At 70.0% G+C, this 15,206-nt stretch carries 14 protein-coding genes; 8 read left to right on the plus strand and 6 right to left on the minus strand.

Annotation, left to right across the window (positions count from 1 at the left end; genetic code table 11):
• Positions 1 to 37: 37 nt before the first annotated feature.
• The 4 genes from B9G49_RS01960 (at position 38) to B9G49_RS01975 (ending at position 3,821) form a co-directional block, all read left to right on the plus strand.
• Positions 38 to 1,087 (plus strand): AAA family ATPase, encoded by a 1,050-nt coding sequence (locus B9G49_RS01960; RefSeq protein ID WP_086215245.1) that lies wholly within the window; start codon positions 38 to 40, stop codon positions 1,085 to 1,087.
• Positions 1,084 to 1,725, plus strand: a complete 642-nt coding sequence (locus tag B9G49_RS01965) for a protein sorting system archaetidylserine decarboxylase (RefSeq protein WP_049932700.1) — start codon at positions 1,084 to 1,086, stop codon at positions 1,723 to 1,725. The genes B9G49_RS01960 and B9G49_RS01965 overlap by 4 nt, the downstream gene beginning before the upstream one ends.
• A 148-nt stretch (positions 1,726 to 1,873) precedes the next feature.
• Positions 1,874 to 2,542: an HVO_2922 family protein gene (locus B9G49_RS01970; protein WP_086215246.1), complete on the plus strand. Its 669-nt coding sequence runs from the start codon at positions 1,874 to 1,876 to the stop codon at positions 2,540 to 2,542.
• 103 nt (positions 2,543 to 2,645) lie between these two features.
• Entirely contained in the window at positions 2,646 to 3,821 is a 1,176-nt protein-coding gene (locus B9G49_RS01975) for a DNA primase (protein ID WP_086215247.1), read from the plus strand.
• Between the two features lie 46 nt (positions 3,822 to 3,867).
• On the opposite strand, the gene B9G49_RS01980 is transcribed toward B9G49_RS01975, so the two are convergent.
• The 5 genes from B9G49_RS01980 to B9G49_RS02000 form a co-directional block, all read right to left on the minus strand.
• The gene (locus tag B9G49_RS01980; protein WP_086215248.1) at positions 3,868 to 4,083 is read right to left on the minus strand and encodes a hypothetical protein; all 216 of its coding nucleotides are present in this window, start codon (positions 4,081 to 4,083) and stop codon (positions 3,868 to 3,870) included.
• A 58-nt stretch (positions 4,084 to 4,141) separates the two neighbouring features.
• A complete protein-coding gene (locus B9G49_RS01985) occupies positions 4,142 to 4,333 on the minus strand; it encodes a hypothetical protein (RefSeq protein ID WP_049932696.1) in 192 nt (63 codons plus the stop codon).
• A gap of 124 nt (positions 4,334 to 4,457) precedes the next feature.
• A complete protein-coding gene (gene rpl12p, locus B9G49_RS01990; protein ID WP_086215249.1) occupies positions 4,458 to 4,802 on the minus strand; it encodes a 50S ribosomal protein P1 in 345 nt (114 codons plus the stop codon).
• A gap of 16 nt (positions 4,803 to 4,818) precedes the next feature.
• Positions 4,819 to 5,865, minus strand: coding sequence for a 50S ribosomal protein L10 (locus B9G49_RS01995; RefSeq protein WP_086215250.1), 1,047 nt, complete (start codon positions 5,863 to 5,865; stop codon positions 4,819 to 4,821).
• Positions 5,862 to 6,500 (minus strand): 50S ribosomal protein L1, encoded by a 639-nt coding sequence (locus tag B9G49_RS02000; RefSeq protein WP_049932691.1) that lies wholly within the window; start codon positions 6,498 to 6,500, stop codon positions 5,862 to 5,864. The genes B9G49_RS01995 and B9G49_RS02000 overlap by 4 nt, the downstream gene beginning before the upstream one ends.
• A gap of 283 nt (positions 6,501 to 6,783) precedes the next feature.
• Between B9G49_RS02000 and B9G49_RS02005 the strand changes: the two genes are divergently transcribed.
• Complete coding sequence (locus B9G49_RS02005; protein WP_086215251.1) at positions 6,784 to 8,328, plus strand: acyl-CoA carboxylase subunit beta; 1,545 nt, start codon at positions 6,784 to 6,786, stop codon at positions 8,326 to 8,328.
• On the plus strand, positions 8,328 to 8,666 hold the full coding sequence (locus tag B9G49_RS02010) for a hypothetical protein (protein WP_086215252.1): 339 nt from the start codon (positions 8,328 to 8,330) through the stop codon (positions 8,664 to 8,666). The genes B9G49_RS02005 and B9G49_RS02010 overlap by 1 nt, the downstream gene beginning before the upstream one ends.
• Before the next feature lie 271 nt (positions 8,667 to 8,937).
• Here B9G49_RS02010 and B9G49_RS02015 read toward each other — a convergent pair whose 3' ends face one another.
• Complete coding sequence (locus tag B9G49_RS02015) at positions 8,938 to 9,150, minus strand: hypothetical protein (protein ID WP_086215253.1); 213 nt, start codon at positions 9,148 to 9,150, stop codon at positions 8,938 to 8,940.
• A gap of 86 nt (positions 9,151 to 9,236) precedes the next feature.
• Between B9G49_RS02015 and B9G49_RS02020 the strand changes: the two genes are divergently transcribed.
• Positions 9,237 to 11,114 (plus strand): biotin carboxylase N-terminal domain-containing protein, encoded by a 1,878-nt coding sequence (locus B9G49_RS02020; protein WP_086215254.1) that lies wholly within the window; start codon positions 9,237 to 9,239, stop codon positions 11,112 to 11,114.
• A 136-nt stretch (positions 11,115 to 11,250) separates the two neighbouring features.
• Positions 11,251 to 15,156 carry a PAS domain-containing protein gene (locus B9G49_RS02025; RefSeq protein WP_086215255.1) on the plus strand — a complete coding sequence of 1,302 codons (3,906 nt, stop codon included), beginning with the start codon at positions 11,251 to 11,253 and terminating at the stop codon, positions 15,154 to 15,156.
• The last annotated feature ends 50 nt before the right edge of the window (positions 15,157 to 15,206 follow it).

Below are 15,206 nucleotides of genomic sequence, written 5' to 3' on the forward strand. Positions count from 1 at the left end.
GACCGATTCTTGACCGGGCGGCCCGGAGGTGACGGTAATGCAGGGACCGCTGTGGATAGACACGCACGCGCCAGATCTCGACGAGATCCGGCAAAACGAGGCCCGCGACCGCCTGCGCCGGGCCGTCGACGAGCCGATGAACCTTGTCGTTCAGGGGCCGCCGGGGGTCGGGAAGACGGCGGCCGCGCGCGCGCTCGCCGACGCGTCGCACGCCGACCCGGACGCCGACCTGATCGAGATCAACGTCGCCGACTTCTTCGGCCGGACGAAAAAAGAGATCCGCACCGACCCGCGGTTCGAGGGTTTCCTCGCGGGGCGGAGCAGCATGGCGAAACGCGACATGATAAACCGCGTGCTGAAGGAGTCCGCGTCGTACGCGCCGATGTCCGGCGAGTACAAGACGGTCCTGTTGGACAACGCGGAGGCGATCCGCGAGGACTTCCAGCAGGCGCTGCGCCGCGTGATGGAGAAGCACCATCGGACCACGCAGTTCGTGATCGCGACCCGCCAGCCCTCGAAGCTCATCGCCCCGATCCGGTCGCGCTGCTTCGCGGTCCGCGTGCGCTCCCCGACGACCGACGAGACGATCGACGTCCTCGAGACGATCTGCGACTGCGAGGGCGTCGACTACGACGGTGACGGGCTGGAGTTCGTCGCCAGCGCGGCCGGCGGCGACCTCCGAGAGGCGATCCTCTCGGCGCAGGCGACCGCCGTGGAGGGCGACGAGCTCACCATGTCGACCGCCTACGAGACGCTCGGCGAGGTCGGCGACGACGACGCGCTCCGCGAGGCGCTCGCCGCCGCCCGCGACGGCGACCTGAAGGGCGCGCGCTCGACGCTCGACGACCTCCTCGACGAGGGGTACAGCGGGCAGGAGCTGCTCCGCGAGACGCTCCGTGTCGCCCGCGCCGGTTCCGAGTTCGGCGGCGACGACCTCGCGCGGCTCCACGCGCTCGCCGGCGAGGTCGACCTCGACATGACAGACGGGCTCGACGACACGACGCACCTCGTCCACCTGCTCGCGGCGTGGGCCGCGGGGCGGACCGAGCTCTCGCCCGAACTGCGGGACGCGGAGGTGCCCCCGTGAGCCGCGCGCCGCCGCTCTCGCGGCTCCTCCCGTTCCCGGTGGTCGACGCCGCGTGGGACTTGGCGCTCGTCCCGGCGCTCGCGGGCGCCGTCGCGCTGCCTGTCCTCTCGCCGGTCGGCGTCGCGCTCGTCGCGCTCGCGGTCGGGATCCTCTGGTTCCACCGCGACCCGGAACGCGATCCGCCCGACCCGGAGGAAGCGGTCGTCTCCCCCGCCGACGGCACGGTCTCCGTCGTGCGCGAGGAGGGTTCGCGGCTCCGCGTCGGCGTGTTCATGAACGTCACCGACGTCCACGTCAACCGCGCGCCGATCGCGGGCGAGGTCACGGAGGTCCGCCACCGCCCCGGCGCGAACCGCCCCGCGTTCGACAAGGAGTCGGACCGCAATGAGCAGGTCGCGATCGACTTCGGCGACTACGAACTGCTCGTCATCGCCGGCTGGTTCGCCCGCCGGATCCACCCCTCGGTCGAGGCGGGCGACCGGGTCGAGCGCGGCGACCGCGTCGGACACGTTTCGTTCGGCTCGCGCGCGGACGTCGTGTTGCCCGCGGACGTGACGCGCGACGACCTCCTCGTCAGGGAGGGCGACGGCGTGCGCGCGGGCGAGACGATCATCGCGGAGCGGCCGGACGATCCTTAGATCCCTCGCGCGACGCGGTCGAACGGTTCCGGACCTCTCGCGCGGCGCTGTTGCGCACGGCGTCGAATCGGGCGTCGCCTCGGACCGCACGACCGACATCCGAGTTCGGGCATACGCTTTTGTTTCGCGGCAGTGACCGTTATCGCGTATGCCAGATGACACCATCCACGAGTCGAAGCGGTCGCGGACCCGACAGGGGCTGGCCACGTACCTCCGCCGGATCGCTCGGGCGCTGGGACGCGGCGAGCCGGTGCCGGTCGACGAGGCCGGCACGGTGACCGTCGACGCGGCCGCCACCGGCGACGTCGAGGTCGAACTCGAATGCGACGACGAGACGGTCCACCTCGAGGTCGAGATGGAGTGGCCCGATGAGGAGGCCGCGGTCGACTCCGACGCGGCCGCGAGCAAGGCCACGTTCGAGCTGTACGCCGACAGCGCCGACCAGTACCGCTGGCGGCTCCGACACGACAACGGGAACATCATCGCCGACGGCGGCGAGGGGTACGCCGACAAGCGCGACGCCCGCTCGGGGATCGAGAGCGTCCAGCGGAACGCCCCGGGTGCGCACGTCGTCGACGTCTCGCGCGACGAGGAGGCGCCAGACGAGGGGGGCAGCGACGCCGTCTTCGAGCTGTTCCGCGACAAGGCGGACAAGTACCGCTGGCGGCTCCGGCACGGCAACGGCAATGTCATCGCCGACGGGGGACAGGGGTACGCCTCCAAACAGAAGGCGAAACAGGGGCTGCGCAGCGTCAAGTCGAACGCGCCGGGCGCGGCCGTCGAGGAGCCCGGAGACGCCGAGGGATCCGAAGAGTAGCACCGCCCGCCCCGTCTGGGGCTTCGACCCGCCCGGTCCGATCCCGCTCGACCGACCGCGGACCGCACCGCTTATTCGCCGGCCCTCACTACCTCGGGCCGACATGGACGCGCTCGACGCCAAGTACCCGTTCTTCGCGAGCGCCCGCGAGGCGGTCGCGTCCGCCGGGGTGTCGCTGCCCGACCTCGTCGCGGCCGACGCCCCGGCCGTCGAGCGCGCCCGCGAGCGCGTCGAGCGCGCACTCCTCGAAGGAACGGTCGCCTCGGAGAGCGACGCGTTTCCCGGCGAGTCGGCGTACGACGTACAGGCCGAACTCCTCTCGTACCCCATCGCCCGGATCCTCGTGTCGCTGCTCGACTCCGACCCCGCCATCGAGAAGTACGCTGCCGCTGAGGCGGCGACTGCTATGGACCGGGTTCGTCGCGACCTCGAGACCGACGACGAGTTGCGGTCGGTGTCGACCGCGACGGTTGCGCTCGACGACCTGCTCGCCGAGTTCGACCTCGCGGACGCGGTGCGCCCCGGCCGTAGCGCCCCCGCCGGCGTCAGCGGCGGTTCGAGGGGCGGCGCGGCCGGGGGACCGACCGGGAACGCCGCGGGCCGCGACCCCGACCACTACCGGATCGACGTCGGATCCTACCTCCGGCTCACCTCGCCCGAGTGGGGGGACTCGTGGCGGCTCGTCAACCGCGCGCTCGCCGACGGCGCGGTGCGCGTCACGCGCGACGAGCTACTGGCGGCGCTGGAGGCCGCCGTCGAGGAGCGCGTCGCCGAGGGACTCCCGTTCGAGGACCTCGGGGAACCGCTCGCCGAGGCGCTGGAGTCCCGTGTGGCCGACCTCCGGGGCCTGCTCTCCGAGCGGACGTACGCCGAACCGCCGGATGTCGTCGACCGCGAACTGTTCCCGCCGTGTATGACCAACCTGATCGAGAAGGCCGCGGACGACACTAAGCTCTCGTCGGCCGAGTCGTTCGCGCTGATGGCGTTCCTCGTCGGCATCGGGATGACGCCCGACGAGGTCGTCGCCTTCTGTGCCGACACGAGCCTCGACGCCGAGGGGATCCGCTACCAGACCAAGTTCCTGACCGACGACCGGGGCACCCAGTACCCTCCGCCGACCTGCGAGACGCTCGCGAACTACGGGATCTGCCACAACGAGGACGACCACATGCAGGTCGCGATCGGCCCGCTCTCGTACTACGAGAAACGCGTGGCGGCCGCCGACGAGGTGACGGACTGGCGGGCCGAGCGACGACCGGACGAGACGACCGGGGCGTGAACGCGACGCCCCGGACGCGGAGAAAGAGTCGGCGAGGTCGGACCGGCTACGGCTCGTCTTCCGCGCGCATCAGGTACGTCCCGATGCCGGCCATCAGCAGGACGAATCCGGCCAGCAGCCCGATGAGCGCGATCGCCCCTGCCTCGGGGAGGACCGTCGACCCGCCGAAGGTGACCCCGATCCCGACTAACCCGACGGTGAACACCGCGGCCGCCGCCAGCGAGACGGTGATCTGCCGACGGAGTTCCGCGTCGATTTCCATGGCTGCGGCTTCCCGTCGCCACTAAAAAAGGACTTCGATGGGCGTCCCGCCTGGCGACTCACCGCGCGAGATGGGTGATGTCCCGCCGCAGGCTGTACCCCCGCGGCACACCGACGACCTCCAGGCAGTCGGCGCACAGCACCCGCTCGTAGTCGCGGTTCGTGTCCTTCTCCAACAGAGAGACGTCTTCGAGCGGGAACACCGACTCGCACCGGTCGCACTCCGCCTTGTCGCCGTCGACGATCTTCATCGCCTCTCGGTACCCGGGATCCGTACATAAAATCGCGGCCGGCGTTATCACTCCGGATATCGGCGGTCGGAAAAATCGCGTTCGAGCGTCGGTCGATGCGGTCGGGGGTCGGTGGGCTCCGGCGTTAGCCGAAGAGCTCGCCGAGGCCCTCGCCGCCGTCGCCGTCCTCTTCGTCGTCGTCGGCCTCGTCGGCATCCTCGGCCTCGTCGGCCTCTTCCTCCTCGTCGTCATCCGCCTCGTCGGCGGCGTCGGCGTCGGCGGCGCCACCGGCGGACGCGCCGGCGGCCGGGGCCGCGGCGGCCGTCTCGATGGCCTCCTCGATGTCGACGTCCTCCAGCGCGGCGACGAGCGCCTTGACGCGGGACTCCTCGACGTCGACGCCGGCGGCTTCCAGCACGCCGGTGACGTTGTCTTCGTTGATCTCTTCGCCAGTCTCGTTCAGGATGAGCGCAGCGTAAACGTATTCCATTGGTGTGTACCTCGTGTTATCCGAACATCGCGCCGAGACCGTCGCCGCCGTCGTCGCCGTCGTCCTCGTCGGCGTCGTCGGCGTCGGCCTCCTCGGCGTCTTCCGTGTTGTCGTCCGCCTGTTCCTCCTCGTCGTCAGCGTCGTCCGTCGCCGGCTCCGCCGCCGGCGCGGCCTCGACGCCCTGGAGCTCCTCGGGGAGCGCCTCGTCGTCGTCGATCTGCGCCGCAAGCGCGCGCAGCTGGGCGTCGGCCTTCCCGATCAGGTCGGGCACGACGTCCGGGCTCTCGATCTCCGCGAACAGCCCGACGGACTTCGCCTCGCCGGACGCCTTCGCGAGAAGGGTGCCGGCGGTGGCGGCCGTCGGGTATGCGGCGTTGACCGAGAGGTTTCGCGCGGCGGCCGCGGCGGACCGGATGTCCGCCTCGTACTCGTCGACGTCGAGTTCGAGTTCTTCTGGCTCGAACAGGACGCCCTCGGAGTAGACGGCGCGCAGGTCGAGACCGACCTCCTTGGGCTCGATGCCGAGCTCGACGAGGACGTTCGCGAGGTCGTCGTCGACGACCTCGCCCTCCTCCAGCACGGTCGAGTCCTCGGTCACCTTGATCGAGCCGTCCATGATTCGGGCGGACGCGCCGACCGTCTGGAGCTCGCCGACGAACGGTCCCGGGTCGACGCCGGTGTCGCCCTCGGGGATCACGATGTCGTTGGGGGCCACCTCGCCCGCGTTGATCGGGGCGGGGGTCTTCGAGGCTTCGAGCTGCTTGAAGAGGCCGAACGGGTTGTCGTTGGTGCCGATGAGCGCCACCTGGCCGCTGACGTACTCCGTCAGCGCCTCGACGCTGTCGCCGACCTCCTCGAGCGCTCGGGTCGTGAGCGTGTTGCGGCTCATGCGGACGGCGGCCGAGCCGTGGAGCTCCCGGCGCATGGCCTGGAGCTGCCGGCTCGGGATGCCGGCCACGCCGACGATCCCGACGGACTGGTAGGAGTCGATGAACTCGACGAGCTCGTCGACTTCCTCCCGTTTCCACTCGGGGATCGTCTCGGTCTTGCGGACCGAGCTCATACGGGCACCTCCTTCGCGGGACCCATCGTGGTCTTCACGTAGATCCCGTCGATGTTGAGCGGGCCCTTCTCGAGGTCTGCTTCGAGTCGCCGGATGATGACGTCGATGTTGTCCGAGATCGCGTCGGCGCCCATGTCTTCGGCGCCCACGCGGGTGTGGAACGTGCGCCGGTCGCGCGACCGGAGCTGTACCGTGTTCTTCATCCGGTTGACTGTGTCGACGACGTCGTCGTCCGGCTGCAGTGGGGTAGGCATCTTCCCGCGCGGACCGAGGACGGTACCGAGGTACCGACCGATGTCCTGCATCAGGTTGGCCTCCGCGACGAAGAAGTCGGTCTCGCCGGCGAGGTCCTTTGCGCGGTCGTCGTCGTCTCCTAAGTCTTCGAGGTCGTCGCTGTCCAGCACTTCGTCAGCGACCTCCTCTGCGCGGACGGCGGTTTCGCCCTCCGCGAAGACGACGATCTGTGTCTCCTGCCCCGTTCCAGCCGGCAGCACGACGGACTCGTCGATACGGTTCGACGGATCGTTGAGGTCGAGGTCTCGCAGGTTGATCGCGATGTCCACGGTCTCGCGGAAGTTCCGCTCGGGCGCATCGTCGAGTGCGAGGGTTACGGCCTCTTGTATTGTGTCTGCCATTTTCACCTCCGTAGTACGCAGGTCGCTCCTACGGGTCAGTGAAACAGGCGAAGCCTGTCTCATCGGAGAGTGGTTCATCGGAGGTTTAAAAGCGTCGAACCGCCGGTCGCCGTGTGAACCGGAGGCAGGGCCGCTCGCTGGCGGTCACGCGGTCGCGCCCGCTTCGCCGGGCCGCAGGACTCGGATTCGACGGGCGTCGAACGCCAAAACGTCGGATAGGGGAACCCTTTTGACGGCGCTCTTCGACCCATGAAGTAATGACGCAGGGTGGTCCGCCGTGACGATGGACGACCGCATCGACGACCTCCGGAAGCGCCGCGAGCGGGCGGCCAAGGGCGGCGGCGAAGACCGGATCCAGTCGCAACACGACAAGGGGAAGATGACCGCTCGCGAGCGGATCGACTACTTCCTCGATGACGGCACGTTCCACGAGTTCGACCGGTTCCGCACCCACCGCAACCACACCTTCGGGATGGAGGAGAAGCAGATCCCGGGCGACGGCGTGGTGACCGGCTACGGCGAGGTGAACGGCCGGAAGACGTTCGTCTTCGCGCACGACTTCACCGTCTTCGGCGGGTCCCTCGGCGAGGTGTTCGCCGAGAAGGTGTGTAAGGTGATGGACAAGGCGATGGACGTGGGCGCGCCGGTCGTCGGCCTCAACGACTCCGCGGGCGCCCGCATTCAGGAGGGGGTCGCCTCGCTCGGCGGCTTCGCCGAGATCTTCCGGCGCAACACGGAGGCCTCGGGCGTGATCCCTCAGATCTCGGCGATCATGGGGCCGTGCGCCGGCGGTGCGGTGTACTCTCCGGCGATCACAGACTTCACCTTCATGGTGAAAGACACGTCGCACATGTTCATCACCGGGCCGGACGTCATCGAGACGGTCACCGGCGAGGAGGTGAGCTTCGAGGAGCTGGGCGGCGCAGTGACCCACTCGTCGACATCCGGCGTGGCGCACTTCGCCGAGGAGAGCGAAGAGGAGGCGCTGGACAACATCGCGCGGCTGCTGTCGTACCTCCCGGCGAACAACGTGGAGGACCCGCCGCGCGTCGAGCCGTGGGACGACCCGGAGCGCGCGGACGACGCGCTCGCCGAGATCGTCCCCGACGCCCCCCGGAAGCCGTACGACATGAAAGACGTGATCGAGAGCGTCACCGACGAGGACTCCTTCTTCGAGGTTCAGGAGAACTTCGCGAAGAACATCGTGGTCGGCTTCGCCCGGCTCGACGGCCACTCCGTCGGCGTCGTCGCGAACAACCCCCGCGTGAACGCCGGCACCCTCGACATCGAGTCGAGCCAGAAGGGCGCGCGGTTCGTCCGCTTCTGCGACGCGTTCAACATCCCCATCGTCACCTTCGAGGACGTGCCCGGGTTCATGCCCGGCACGGATCAGGAACACAACGGGATCATCCGCCACGGCGCGAAGCTGCTGTACGCCTTCTCCGAGGCGACCGTCCCGCTGCTCACCGTCATCACCCGGAAGGCGTACGGCGGGGCCTACTGCGTGATGTCGTCGAAGCACATCGGCGGCGACGTCAACTACGCGTGGCCCACCGCCGAGATCGCGGTGATGGGTCCGAAGGGCGCGGTCAACGTCCTCTACCGCGAGGAGCTGGCCGAGGCCGACGACCCTGACGCGCGCAGACAGGAGCTCATCGACGAGTACCGCGAGGAGTTCGCGAACCCCTACACCGCCGCCGACCGCGGCTTCGTCGACGACGTGATCGAACCGACCGAGACGCGCGCCCGCCTGATTGAGGACCTGAAGATGCTGAAGGGGAAGCGCTCGGACCAGCCCGCAAAGAAGCACGGCAACATCCCGATCTGATGGCGACCGACCACGAACCGGGCCGCGAGGGGTCGGCGGGCGAGGGTGCGACCGACGAGGCTCCGACGACAGATCCGGCGCCCGCGCTCGCCGGCCTCTCGATCCCCGACGACGCTCGCGACGACGAGGCGGCCGCGATCGCCGCCGCGGTCGCCGCGCACCTCCGGGACGGCGAACTCGCCGCGGCGGCCGCCGCGAGCGACGCGGACGACGACCGCGACGAGGACCGCTGGGGCTTCGCCGCCCGGATCGACCGGCTCCACCGCCGCCGGGTGCGCGTCCCCGTCGACGCGCCGACCGACCCGTGGACCGCGGCCGGTCGGAGCGACCGGTTCTGATCCTCTCGGCGGAGGCGACCGATCCCGACTTCTCGCCAGACCCACTTCCCTTCGCTCTGTGACGGTCGAGTTCAGACGGTCGCTCGCGCCGTCGCTGGTCGGACACTCGACACGTCGAATAGCGTCGCCGGACGCGGTGGCGTCCGGCCGCGTACATTCCCCCGACGGCGCGCCGTCGACCCGTCGCGCCGTCGACCCGGCCCTGACTCAGGGCGCGTTCGTAGATCGGTCCACTGACATATATACCTGTGGTAGTCTCTCTCGGGGTCGGTCACTCCTCTCCGAGCTCGTCGCCGCCGGAGGTCGGCGCCCCACCCCGGTCTCCGAACAGCCGGTTGAGGACCATCGGAACGACGACCACGAAGGCGAGGAGCGCGCCGACTCGGACCAACAGCGACGCGTCGGTCGCTACCGTGAGTCCGAGGTAGACGGCGGCGCCGACGAGGACCGACGGCAGCATGTATGGGTTCCCGGCGTCAAGCATACCTCACCGTGGCGCCCGCCGCCCCCTTAACCGCCTCGGCACGGACCGACAGAGTTTGGTAGCAGTTCGTGGAAGAACCGACAGGAATGTTCGATAAGGTTCTCGTGGCGAACCGCGGCGAGATCGCGGTCCGCGTGATGCGCGCCTGTGAAGAGCTCGGCGTCGACACCGTCGCCGTCTACAGCGACGCCGACAAGCACGGCGGCCACGTCCGGTACGCGGACGAGGCGTACAACGTCGGGCCCGCCCGCGCGGCCGACTCGTACCTCGACGGCGAGGCGGTCGTCGACGCGGCGCGGTCCGCCAGCGCCGACGCGATCCACCCCGGATACGGCTTCCTCGCTGAGAACGCCGAGTTCGCCGCCCGCGTCGAGGCCGCCGACGGGATCACGTGGATCGGTCCCGCGAGCGACGCGATGGAGCGGCTCGGCGAGAAGACGCACGCGCGCCGCGTGATGGACGACGCGGACGTGCCGATCGTCCCCGGGACGACGGAGCCAGTCACCGACGTGGAGGCCGTCACGGCGTTCGGCGACGAGTACGGCTACCCCGTCGCGATCAAAGCGGAGGGCGGCGGCGGCGGCCGCGGGATGAAGGTCGTCGAGAGCGCCGACGAGGCCGAGGAGGCGCTCGAATCCGCCAAACGCGAGGGCGAGGCGTACTTCTCGAACGACTCGGTGTACCTCGAACGCTACCTCCAGACCCCCCGCCACGTCGAGGTCCAGATCGTCGCCGACGAGGGCGACGACGGCGAGGGCCCCGCCGACACGTCCGACGTGGTCCACCTCGGCGAGCGCGACTGCTCGCTCCAGCGCCGCCACCAGAAGGTGATCGAGGAGGGGCCCTCCCCCGCGCTCTCCGACGAGCTGCGCGAGAAGATCGGCGAGGCCGCCCGCCGGGGCGTCGCCGCCGCCGACTACACCAACGCCGGCACCGTCGAGTTCCTCGTCGAGGAGGACCCCGACCGCGACCCGTCGGAGCCGCTCGGGCCCGACACCCCATTCTACTTCCTCGAGGTCAACACTCGGATTCAGGTCGAACACACCGTCACCGAGGAGCTGACCGGGATCGACATCGTCAAAGAGCAGCTCCGGGTCGCCAGCGGCGAGGGGCTCTCCGTCTCGCAGGACGACGTCGAGCTGGAGGGCCACGCGATCGAGTTCCGGATCAACGCCGAGAACGCCGCGGACGACTTCCAGCCCGCCAACGAGGGGTCGCTGGACACGTACGACCCGCCGGGCGGGATCGGCGTCCGCGTCGACGACGCGCTCCGGCAGGGCGACGAGCTCGTCACGGACTACGACTCGATGATCGCGAAGCTGATCGTACGGGCCGGCGACCGCGAGACCTGTCTCGCCCGCTCGAAGCGCGCGCTCGCGGAGTACGACATCGACGGCGTCGTCACCATCGTCCCGTTCCACCGGCTCATGCTCGACGACGAGCGCTTCGTCGACGGGACGCACACGACGAAGTACCTCGACGAGGAGCTCGACCGGGAGCTGGTCGCCGAGGCGCAGGAGCGCTGGGGCTCCGAGACGGTCGGCGCCGCGGACGACGACGAGGAGGTGACCGAACGCGAATTCACCGTCGAGGTGAACGGCAAGCGCTTCGACGTCGAGTTAGAGGAGCGCGGCGCGCCCGCGATCCCGGTCCCGGAAGGCGGTGGGAGCGGTGGGAGCGGCCAGCAACGCCCGCCGCAAGCGAAATCCGACGACGGCGGCGACGAGGGCGACGTCGACGTCGCGGAGGGCGGCGAGGCGATCGAGGCGGAGATGCAGGGGACGATCCTCTCGGTCGACGTCGCGGAGGGCGACGAGGTCGCCGCCGGCGACGTGGTCTGCGTCCTCGAGGCGATGAAGATGGAGAACGACGTGGTCGCCGAGCGCGGCGGCACCGTCGCGGGGGTCCACGTCGCGGAGGGCGACAGCGTCGACATGGGCGACGTGCTGATCGTGTTGGAGTAGTCGGACTCCTGTCCCCGCGAGTCGCTTCGCGCGTTTCCTCGGTGACGAACCCGTCCCTCACGGCACTCTCGGTGGCTCTATCACTGGAAATAATCGGCGGGAATGATTGATACGACCGCGTCGCCGAGAGTCCGTAATGGAACACCCGAGCGACGAACACCCGGAGCGGATTCACGTGCTGTACGTGAACGGCGACGCCGACTTCGCCGAACTCGCCCGGGCGAAACTCGAACGGATCGCCCCGCGAGTCACGGTGACGACCGTCGGCGACGCGCGGGCCGCCCTCGATCGGGCGATCGAGGGCTCCGCCGACTGCCTCGTCACCTCGTACTCGCTGCCGGAGGGGACCGGGATCGACCTCGTCTCGCGAGTCGAAACCGAGCGCCCTGACCTGCCGACGGTCCTCTTCACCGGGAGGGGCAGCGAACGGATCGCCAGCGAGGCGACCCAGGCCGGCGTGTCGGACTACATCCCGATCCACGGGACCCAGGACAGCTTCGAACTGCTCGCCGGGCAGATCCGGACGCTCGTCGACGCGGTGCGCAAGCAGGCGGCCGCCGAGCGGTTGTCGGACCGCTTCCAGCGGACGCTCGAACGCGCCACCGACGCGATCTACGCGGTCGACGACGACTGGCGGGTGGAGTACATGAACGACACGATGGCCGAGCGGGTCGACCGCGACCCGGAGCGCATCGTCGGGAACACGATCTGGGAGGCGTTCCCGTCGATAGTGGGGACGGAACTCGAAGAGCGGTATCGCACGGCGATGGCCACCGGGGAACCGGCGTCGTTCGAGCAGCGGCTCGGCGAGCCGTTCGACTACTGGGTCGAGGTGCGGGCGTTCCCGGACGAGGACGGGCTCACCGTCTTCTCGCGGGAGATCACTGACGACCGGGAACGCGAACTGGAGCTGGAGCGCAGCGAAGCGGTACTGGAGAACGTCCACGACGCGGTGACGGTCGTCGACGAGGACCGGTCCGTCGTCTTCGCGAACGCGGCCGCGGGCCGACTGCTGTCGGACGATCGGTCGGCGGACCTCACGGGGGAGCGGCTCTCCGACCTCGTCGGCGACCGCGTCGGCGAATCGGACGCTCGCGCGTTCTCCGAGACCGTCGACCTGACGCTCGACGAGATGGAGAGCGACGGCGGGACCTCCGGGTTCTACGACGCAGACCTCCAGATGGACGTCGCCGTCGGAGGCGGCCAGCGGACGTTCGACATTCGACTGACGCCGTTCCAGCGCCGATCGACCAACCAGGTGCTCGTCGTCGCCCGCGACGTGACCGAACAGAGCGGGGCGAAACGCCAGCTGGAACGGGAGCGAGACGCGCTCCGAGAGCTCCAGACCGTCATGGGGAAAACCGACATCTCAGCCACGGCTCGCCTCCGGGACCTCCTCCGTGTCGGCTGCCGGACGCTCGGGCTCGAGATCGGCATCGTCTCGCGGATCCGCGACGACGACTACACGGTCGAAGCGGTTCACGCGCCGGACGCCGACCTCGAGGCCGGCGATCGGTTCGACCTCGAAACGACGTACTGCGCGGAAGTGGTCGAGACCGACTCCGTCTGCTCGTTCGCCGACGCGGTCAGCGACGGGAAGGAGACGCATCCCGCGTACCGCGACCTCGAGCTCGAGTCGTACATCGGCGTGCCGCTCGTCGTCGACGACGCCCGCTACGGGACGGTCAACTTCTCGAGCCCGACGACGCGGGTTGCCCCGTTCGGAGCGCTCGAACGGACGTTCGTCGAGCTGTTGGCCGAGCTCGTGAGCGCCGAGCTCTCCCGGGCGCGAGACCGCGCCGAACTGGAGCGACAGGAGTTCCTCTTCGACCGCGTCCAGGACATCGCGGACATCGGCGTCTGGGAGTACTTCCCGTCGCAAGAGGAGCTCACGTGGTCGGACGGGACGCGCCGGATCCACGGCGTCGACGCGGGGTACGAGCCGTCGATCGACAACGCGGTCGAGTTTTACCACCCGGACGACCGCGCGACGATCACCGACGCGGTCGAGGCCGCGGTCGAGGACGGGGAGCGGTACGACCTCGACCTCCGGATCGAGCGGGCGGACGGCGAGGTGCGCGACGTCCGAGCGTGGGGGGAGTACGTCGAGGACGCGCGGCGGGGCGACGCGGCGCTTCGCGGCGTGTTCCAAGACGTGACGGAGCGGGAGGCGAAGCGGCGCGAACACCAGGCACTCGCGGAGGAGTACGCGGCGCTGCTGGAGACGTCCGGCGACGCGATATTCCTGCTTGACGTCGACGCCGCCGGCGACGAGCCGTCGTTCGAGTTCGCCCGACTCAGCCCCGGCTACGAGTCACAGACCGGGCTCACGACCGCGGACGTCCGGGGTGAGACGCCGCGGGCGGTGTTCGGGGAGGAGCAGGGGGCCGAACTCGCGGCCAACTACGCCCGCTGCGTCGCCGAGGGCGAGCCGATATCGTACAGCGAGGAGCTCGAGACCGTCGCCGACGGCCGCTTTTGGGAGACTAGCCTCGCACCGGTGATCGTCGACGGCGAGACGGTCCGGCTCGTGGGTATCGCCCGGAACGTGGCCGAGCGGGTCGAACGGGAGCGGGAGCTCGAGGCGACGAACCAGCGACTGGAGTCGCTCATCGAGGCGACCCCGCTCACCGTCATGGAAGTCGACGCCGACGGGAGCGTCGTCCGCTGGAACGAGGAGGCCGAGACCATGTTCGGCTGGTCCCACGAGGAGGTGCGCGGCGAGGAGAACCCGCTCGTCTCGGCGGAGCGGTGGGACGAGTTCGCCGCGCACCGGCGGCGGGCGCTCCGCGGCGAGCGGGTCCGCGCCGAGGAGGTACGGCTAGAGACGAGGGCCGGGGCGGAGCTGGATCTCCTCCTGTCTATCGCCCCGATAACGGATCCCGACGCCGAGGTCACGGGCACGCTCGCCGTCGTCGAGGACATCTCCGACCAGAAGCAGCTGGAGGGCCGGCTCCGGGCGCTCCAGGAGACCGCTCAGCGGCTCAGCAGCGCCGAGTCCGCCGGGGGGATCGGCTCCGTCGCCGTCGACGCCGCGGCCGACGTGCTCGGCCTCGACGTCACCGCGGCGTGGGAGCACGACGAGCGGGCGGACGCGCTCGTCCCGATCAGCGAAACGCCGGCGACGACGGACCTGTTCGGAGCGGCGCCTCGGTTAGACCGCGGCGAGGGGCTCGCGTGGGACGCGTTCGAGTCGGGGGAGACGCGGGTGTACGACGACCTCGGCGACGCGGACCGCCGATACGACCCCGACACGGCGATCCAGAGCGTGGTCATCGTCCCGCTGGGCGAGTACGGCGTCATGATCACCGGGTCGACGTCGCCCCGCGAGTTCTCCGAGACCGACGTCGACCTGTTCCGGATCCTCGGCGCGACCGTCGAGGCGGCCTTCGCGCGGGCGAGCCGTGAGGCGGAGCTCCAGCGACAGAACGAGCGGCTCGACGAGTTCGCGAGCGTCGTCGCCCACGACCTCAGGAACCCGATCACCGTCGCGCAGGGGTTCCTCGAAATCGCGGCGGAGACGGGCGACCCGGACCACTTCGACCGGGTACAGTCGGCGCACGACCGGACCGAGCGGCTCATTGACGACCTGCTCGCGCTGGCTCGCGGCGAGACCGCGGTCGAGGACGCCGAGACTGTGGACCTCGGGACCGTGACGACGGAGGCGTGGGGGTACGTCGACACGGACGAGGCGGCGCTCGCGGTCGCGGACGCCGTCCCGACGGTCACCGGCGATCCGGGGCGCCTGACGCAGCTCTTCGAGAACCTCTTCCGGAACGCAGTCGAACACGGCGGGTCGACCGTCTCGGTGACCGTCGGGCGGCTTGACGCTGACGGGGGCTTCTACGTGGAGGACGACGGGAGCGGGATCCCGCCGGATCGACGCGACGAGGTGCTCCGTCACGGCGTTACGTCCAGCGACGGAGGGACCGGCTTCGGGCTCTCTATCGTGGCCGACATCGCGGAGGCGCACGGCTGGACGGTCGCCGTGACGGAGGGGAGCGACGGCGGCGCGCGGTTCGAGTTCGACGCGGCCGCGTAGGGCCGCACCCGAGTCGGAGCGGGGGACCGCGACGTCGGTCGGGCCGATCT

Source organism: Halorubrum sp. SD683 (assembly GCF_002135045.1).
Taxonomy (GTDB): Archaea; Halobacteriota; Halobacteria; order Halobacteriales; family Haloferacaceae; genus Halorubrum; species Halorubrum ezzemoulense.

Coding starts and splice junctions, on each gene's coding strand:
- B9G49_RS01995 (WP_086215250.1), bottom strand. CDS start 5,865: ATGAGCTCGGTCCGCAAGACCGAGACGATCCCCGAGTGGAAACGGGAG.
- B9G49_RS01985 (WP_049932696.1), bottom strand. CDS start 4,333: ATGAAGATCGTCGACGGCGACAAGGCGGAGTGCGACCGGTGCGAGTCG.
- B9G49_RS01980 (WP_086215248.1), bottom strand. CDS start 4,083: ATGGAAATCGACGCGGAACTCCGTCGGCAGATCACCGTCTCGCTGGCG.
- B9G49_RS02000 (WP_049932691.1), bottom strand. CDS start 6,500: ATGGCAGACACAATACAAGAGGCCGTAACCCTCGCACTCGACGATGCG.
- B9G49_RS02020 (WP_086215254.1), top strand. CDS start 9,237: ATGTTCGATAAGGTTCTCGTGGCGAACCGCGGCGAGATCGCGGTCCGC.
- B9G49_RS02005 (WP_086215251.1), top strand. CDS start 6,784: ATGGACGACCGCATCGACGACCTCCGGAAGCGCCGCGAGCGGGCGGCC.
- B9G49_RS02015 (WP_086215253.1), bottom strand. CDS start 9,150: ATGCTTGACGCCGGGAACCCATACATGCTGCCGTCGGTCCTCGTCGGC.
- rpl12p (WP_086215249.1), bottom strand. CDS start 4,802: ATGGAATACGTTTACGCTGCGCTCATCCTGAACGAGACTGGCGAAGAG.
- B9G49_RS02010 (WP_086215252.1), top strand. CDS start 8,328: ATGGCGACCGACCACGAACCGGGCCGCGAGGGGTCGGCGGGCGAGGGT.
- B9G49_RS01970 (WP_086215246.1), top strand. CDS start 1,874: ATGCCAGATGACACCATCCACGAGTCGAAGCGGTCGCGGACCCGACAG.
- B9G49_RS02025 (WP_086215255.1), top strand. CDS start 11,251: ATGGAACACCCGAGCGACGAACACCCGGAGCGGATTCACGTGCTGTAC.
- B9G49_RS01975 (WP_086215247.1), top strand. CDS start 2,646: ATGGACGCGCTCGACGCCAAGTACCCGTTCTTCGCGAGCGCCCGCGAG.
- B9G49_RS01960 (WP_086215245.1), top strand. CDS start 38: ATGCAGGGACCGCTGTGGATAGACACGCACGCGCCAGATCTCGACGAG.